At 51.5% G+C, this 6,278-nt stretch carries 4 protein-coding genes and 1 pseudogene; 2 read left to right on the top strand and 3 right to left on the bottom strand.

Annotated elements, in window-relative coordinates:
- Positions 1 to 75: 75 nt before the first annotated feature.
- Both INT33_RS21295 and INT33_RS20515 read left to right on the top strand, forming a co-directional pair.
- Positions 76 to 297 (top strand): annotated as a pseudogene (locus tag INT33_RS21295) (transglutaminase-like cysteine peptidase); the annotation flags it as partial.
- Positions 298 to 357: 60 nt separating this feature from the next.
- Positions 358 to 2,256, top strand: coding sequence for a bifunctional diguanylate cyclase/phosphodiesterase (locus INT33_RS20515; RefSeq protein ID WP_192539727.1), 1,899 nt, complete (start codon positions 358 to 360; stop codon positions 2,254 to 2,256).
- A gap of 34 nt (positions 2,257 to 2,290) precedes the next feature.
- Here the strand turns inward: INT33_RS20515 and INT33_RS20510 are convergent, their stop codons facing one another.
- From INT33_RS20510 to INT33_RS20500, 3 genes are all read right to left on the bottom strand, one after another.
- Positions 2,291 to 2,611 carry a tryptophan synthase subunit beta like protein gene (locus INT33_RS20510; RefSeq protein ID WP_192539722.1) on the bottom strand — a complete coding sequence of 107 codons (321 nt, stop codon included), beginning with the start codon at positions 2,609 to 2,611 and terminating at the stop codon, positions 2,291 to 2,293.
- A 35-nt stretch (positions 2,612 to 2,646) separates the two neighbouring features.
- The gene (locus INT33_RS20505; RefSeq protein WP_193092904.1) at positions 2,647 to 3,126 is read right to left on the bottom strand and encodes a hypothetical protein; all 480 of its coding nucleotides are present in this window, start codon (positions 3,124 to 3,126) and stop codon (positions 2,647 to 2,649) included.
- 97 nt (positions 3,127 to 3,223) lie between these two features.
- Positions 3,224 to 6,278, bottom strand: a 3,055-nt coding sequence (locus INT33_RS20500) for a type I secretion C-terminal target domain-containing protein (protein WP_193092903.1), incomplete at its 5' end; no start/stop codon positions are given.

Here is a 6,278-nt window from a genome sequence, read left to right as displayed (position 1 = left end):
AATAGTGCCTAAATTTGCAATTTTTTATCAGCTCAAGTGAGCGTTGACGAATATCGGTAATTATTCAGACCTTCCTTAGGTTATTATTCGACGCCTAATGCTGAACCGCTGGTACTGGATAACATTGCACCGTCTATCACGCCCGCCTCGCAGCGCTCCGACCTTGACCCACTTTTCAGTTTTAACAGCGAAGGGCTGTGGGCCGGCGGCTCGTCTGAGTCGCGTGCAGACCCGCTGGCCAGGCTATCGCGCTGGCGTGGCGTACTTGAGCGCATGCAATCACAAGGCTTCATCTAATAAGGATTAGGCACTATGTCTCTAGACACTCTGTCACCAGGAAAGAAGTCATTAGGCACCATGTCACTGATCAAACAGCTCTGGCTTGCGATTATTGCGCTGCTGCTGCTGTCATTTATCGGTAGTTTAGCGGTTAGTATCACCTCTAGTCGCGACTATATTGAGCAAGAAGTGCGCATTAAAAATTCAGACAATGCCACCGCACTTGCGCTCTCCATGAGCCAGCTTGATAAAGACACGGTTATTTTAGAGCTTCTCGTTGCCGCACAGTTTGATACCGGCTACTACCGGCGAATCACCTTGCGCGGTACTGACGATAGCGTATTGATTGAACGTACAGCGGAAAGCTATCAGGGCAGTGTGCCGCAGTGGTTTCGGCAGTTGATTGACTTTGACGTGCCCAGCGGCGTAGCAACCGTGCAAGACGGCTGGCGCCAGTTTGGTACGCTGGAGCTTGAGAGCCAACATAGTTTTGCCTATGACGCCCTATGGCGCAGCACATTAGAATTAGTAGGCTGGTTTCTTCTCGCTGGAGCCATTAGCTTTGCATTGGCTATGGCCATCGTACGTGGTATCCAGCGTCCGCTTAATCGTGTGGTAGCCCAAGCTCAGGATATTAGTGCGCAGCGCTTTACCACCATTAGCGAACCCCGCACCCTGGAATTGCGCCACCTGGCGCAAGCCATGAACCAGCTGTCTGCTAACGTACGTCAAATGCTCAACAGTGAAAGCCAGAAGCTTGATGAACTACGTCGCCGCTTGCAGCATGACCCTGTCACAGATGCGCTAAGCCGTGATGTATTTATGGGCCGATTAAGTGCCTTACTGGAAAGCGATGAAGCGCGTGCCAGTGGTTTAATGATAATGGTACGCGTCAGTGAGCTGGATAAGCTCAATGAGCGCTTAGGCCATCAGGCAACCGACCATTTACTGCGTACGCTTGTGGTGCAGCTGGCGGCCCTGGATACAGCAAGTGAAGCGCCGCTGATTGGCCGTTTAAACGGTAGCGACTTTGCGTTACTGATACCCCTGGCAGACGATGTCGAGACGCTAAAAACAGCGCTACAGCAAGCGCTAAATAATACGGCAGCACTGGCAAACGATGTAGGTTTACCCGCCGCGATTACGCCCTACGCTGCGAACGACCAGCGTGGCCTTTTATTAGCGGCCCTGGATGATGCCTTGGCCGAAGCGGAAAGTGACAGCGCTTATCAGCGTATTGTCATTCGTCATCATCAACGCCATGCCCTATTCAATACCCACACGGAGTGGCGCAACGCCTTAGATAAGGCCATCCTACAAGGCCCACAACTAGCTTATTTCCCGGTAGTCGATGCTCAGAACCAAGTGATTCACTATGAGTGTCCGGCCCGATTAGCGTTAGGCGAACAGTGGCAGACCGCCGGTGTGTTCATCCCGTGGGTAACACGGTTTGAATTAGAGCCCAGGCTTGATCTCGCTGTGGTGAAGGCCGCCCTGGCCCAGTTGGCAGAAAACAGCGAACAGCGGCTAGGTATTAACCTCTCGATTGCCTCGATTACCAACGCGCAGTTTGTTACGGAGCTGCGGGCACTGCTTGAAGACGCTCCTTTACTGGCAACCAAGCTTTGCTTTGAAGTGCCGGCTACGTTAAACACAACCGCATTAACCGGATTGCGTGGGCTATGTAACACCTTACGTCCTTTGGGCTGCCAGTTCGGCATCGAGCATGTGGGCGCAGACTTTACTAAACTCGCCGACTTGCATGATGTGGGGCTGTCTTATCTAAAAATAGACAGCAGTTTGATTCGTGGATTGGATACTTCCCATGAGCAACAGACCATCGTGCGGGGGATGGCGACACTGTGTCATTCGCTGGGAATTCAGGTTATCGCGGAAGGTGTCACTGAGCCGCAGGAGTTAATGCACACTTTCTTAAGCGGCATGGATGGCGTTACCGGCCCAGGCGTGCGTCTTTAATCTGCTGAAGCACACAAGTTCAAGCGGCGACGCTCTAAATAGTGTCGTCGTCGCTTAACAGGCCTACCCCGCTCTTTGCCCGAAGCGATTTACGCTCCATGATCTTTTGCTGGGCAGGAATGGGCAGATCCGTAAACGAGATAATCCCCTTTTCTAGCAGCACTGCAAGAATGTCTTCCACGACGCGTACAAATGCCAGGTCAGAAGCCACAAACTGCGCCGACTGACCACTTTGCGTGGCCAAAAAAGCCATCACCTCAGGCGAATCAGGCGATAGTGTTTCACTGCACTCAGGCGTCGGCTCATTACTGAGCATGACAACCTCACCTTGGGCGTTACGTTTGATATAGAACATCGTGTCTTTGCAGGTCGGGGATAGACACTCAATACTTACGACTGTCTTGCCGCTCGTTCCTGCTTCTCCTTCGTTAAGTTCTTTAAATAGCCTTCGTAGGTCTCGTTATGCGTAATCGCCCGTGCTTGTTTGCCGACATTACATGCCCATTGATTACCACCTGTGAGCAGCGCCGCTTGGGTAATTAAATCAATATAGGAAGATCGCAGAATAAAGGCGATACTTGTTTCATAATCTCCTCCCTCCCTTTCCATCTCTGTTGCAATCTGCCAGTTGGAAATAGCGTTCATCAGCACTGAGTTCAGATGCTCGAAATGCTTCCTGTAAAACACGTTGCGAGGCAGCCTGATCAGCAAGTCGAAAAAGAGCTTATTGATGCTATCGTCATTAAGCTCTTTATCTCTGTCGATCAGATCATCCCATTTGTGCGCTACGTCACAGATCATTTCAATGAATTCAACGGCGGATTTATCGCCTTTCATCCAGCGTAATAACTGTTCATCGTCGAAATACATGTTGCAAGCTTTCCTCAGCATTAGCGTAAGCATCCTGAAGGGACGAAAGCTCCACCCGATAAGAACAGGTGAAGCTTCGTTACACTACGATGGCATATCAGAGATCAATCTTTAGCTGCCCGTCGTTCAACATGCTCTGAATGAAATCTGATGAGTTGCCTCCTTGCGGCATATCGACATCCTTGAGCACGATTCGCTGATCGGCATTGTCGCCACCGGCATTCAAGCCACCATCTGACTTGATATGCAGCACCGTATCGCTACCCTGTTGCTCAGCATAGATGTACTGATCGATATTGCCGCTGTCTTCTCCTTGCAGTAAATCAGCTAGATCCAGACGGTCGGCAGAATCACTACCGGTAAAGCGCCCCACGTGGAAATCCATGACTTGGTCGACAGCGGGTGCCTGAAGAGAACCTTGGTCGCCACTTTCCCAGACGAAGGTATTGGCACCGGTGCCACCGTACATGATGTCGCTACCAGTCCCACCGATCAGCGTATCGTTGCCACCCATGCCAAAGAGAATGTCATCACCTTCGCCACCGATGAGAATATCGCTACCCCCATTGGCCCCGCCCAAACGGCCAAACTCCTCATGATTTTCAGTAATATATTCATGGATCTGCTGTGCTGACAGCGCGTTAGGATCGTCGATACCTAACTTACCAGCAATGTACGTCTTCATGGCTGGCAAACCGTTTCCTTCGATACCCGCGAACTTGATCTGGTCGCCAAAGAGAATGTCATTCCCTTCACCACCCTTGATGACATCGTCGCCCGATGGCAGCGTAGTGTTCTGACCCAGGATGGCATCAGCCAAATCTTCAGGATCAATGTTCGCCTGCACGATGCCGTCAGAATCAAACTGGCTCAGTAGGGTTTCGTTGAGGCTTGGCCCGATACCGATTGCATTGATGTCGGACAGTCCATCCAACAGCGCAAATGCAGCTTTCGAGCTGGTAAACACGTCCTGAGTCGTACTGCTGCCGTTGCCCCCTAAATCGGATAACTCATACCCACCCTTGCCATCCGCCATAACGGAGCCAATGGCCGTACTGCTCCAGCTACCGCCACCGCAGCCTGAACTATGGTTCCACTGTTTGATGACGCCATCTTTGTCAATAAGCTCCAATTTTGTACCATCGATCGTTCCATAAAAAGGCTCTCCGGGCTGATAGCTGACCTTACCCAAATCCAGCGTCCACTTCTTACCGCTTTTGGACGCTATAACAGGGGTGGATACCTCGTTCTTTTGGTAGTAAGTGGGTGCCCCATCGGTGATGAAATACGTCAAGTTAGTGCCCGGATTACCTTGAACCTGGTCACCATGGAACCAGTTGGCGGTCGTCTTGAAGACGTCTTCGTAATTGGTTCCCTTATTATGCACGTATTTCATGCCATCAAGCGCCCCCTGCAGTTTTGCCAACGCCCCTGCATCCTTCAGATCAACGCTTACGGTCTTACCCACCTGCGTATTGAAGTCAGTCAGGAAGATGTTGACCTTACCTGCATCATCGCCAATGGCGCTGTTCTTTAATGCATTGAAAACTTCCGCCAGAGAGGCCTTGGCATCCTCAATACCTTTGACACCCATACTGCTTGAGGTATCGACCATAAAGGCAATGTTGTAATCCGCCCCCGGCACGAGCTGTAGGCCAGCCACGTCACCGATGATGATATCGTTGCCACTACTGCCTTCGATTCCGTCATTCCCCGGCGAGCCGACGATGATATTGTACTGCTCGATGCCTGTGGTCGCCGTGCTGGTTGCTGTATCAATGACGATCGGCGTACCGTCATCATTGAAGCCCACAACCTCTTTAGATGTTGCACTTGCCACCACATCGAACGCACCGGCACTAAGCGGTATTTCCATCCGCAAGCCCAGATCGGTGAGATTCTGACCATCTGGGTTGCTGATCAACCAAGAGCCATCGCCCTGCTTGATGACCTCAGCGCCTGCCTGGCTGGTCACGATGACACCCTCGGGTATACCCGTTAGCGTAATGCCCGACAACAACTCGCTGCCATCAATATCCACAAGCTTCGCAGATACATCCAGCTCAACGATGTCGAAACCCTCTTGGGCAATCGTGGTCGTCGCCCCGATCGGCATCATGGTATGCCCATCGCCAAAAATCAGGCCTTTAATGTTGTTTAGGCTGATTTGGATACCGGTAGCTTTATCAGTAATAGTTCCATCATAACCAGAGTTCTGATGCTCCTCACCAAGCGCCACTGTGTAACTGCCATATGGCTTACTTAAGAAGACATAATCCTTGTCTTGCCCATTGATAGAGTTAACAGGCTGGTTTCCTTTTACCAGCTTGTTAAAGTCACCTATCAAGGCAATTACATCAGCACCATGCGTATTATTGACACTTCCAGGATTCAAGTTCCCATCGCTAAACGGAGGCTTGATAATTTTGCCATCAATCCCCGTCGCGGTAATCTCATCTCCCCGGATATCAATCGTGATGCTGCCGTGCTTGACCGTAATGGCTGTTTCGCGCTCGGAAGCTACCGTTTCCCCTAGCGTAATTGATACATCAGGCGCATCGGCAACGGGCTTGATATCAATAGCAAGCGTTGCCTCTTTACCCTCGTTACGCGCGTCAGTAGGTATAAAGCTGAACTGCGCGTAATCAGCCTGCTGATTACCTACCCCTTCGCCACCATAGCCGTCGAAGCCGGATTCATTAGCTGTCGGCATAAAGCGCAGCTCGCCTGCGTCAATCTGAGCTTTAGTGAATTGGCCATTTTCTTCAACACTCTGCCAACTTCCATCGGCAGCTTTGTATTGCAATGCTCCTGCTTCAGGCAGCTGGGTGATGGTCACGCCCAACTCTTCATCAGCAGAGTCTGCGTCTGAAATATTGAAGGCATCCCATGTGATCGCCAGTGGCGTATCTTCTTTTCCTGCCAACTGTCCATCTTTAGCTACTGGGGCTAGGTCGACGTCGTAGGCTTTGTCGGCCTCAGCGTCGTAGGCGTTACCCGCCGCGTCTTCGCCGGTTACTTCGGCAGTGATGGTATCGTTCTCGGCCAGCACCGCGCCGGGCACGTCGATGGCGTAGGTCAGGTTGCCGTCGGCATCGGCGGTGACCTGACCGGTGTAGCTTTCTTCACCCACGGTCAGGGTGACGGTGTCG

The organism is Halomonas colorata (genome assembly GCF_014897985.1).
Classification (GTDB): Bacteria; Pseudomonadota; Gammaproteobacteria; order Pseudomonadales; family Halomonadaceae; genus Vreelandella; species Vreelandella colorata.
The sequence above is the reverse complement of the archived record's forward strand: the minus strand, read 5'-3'. Positions and strand labels throughout refer to the sequence as shown.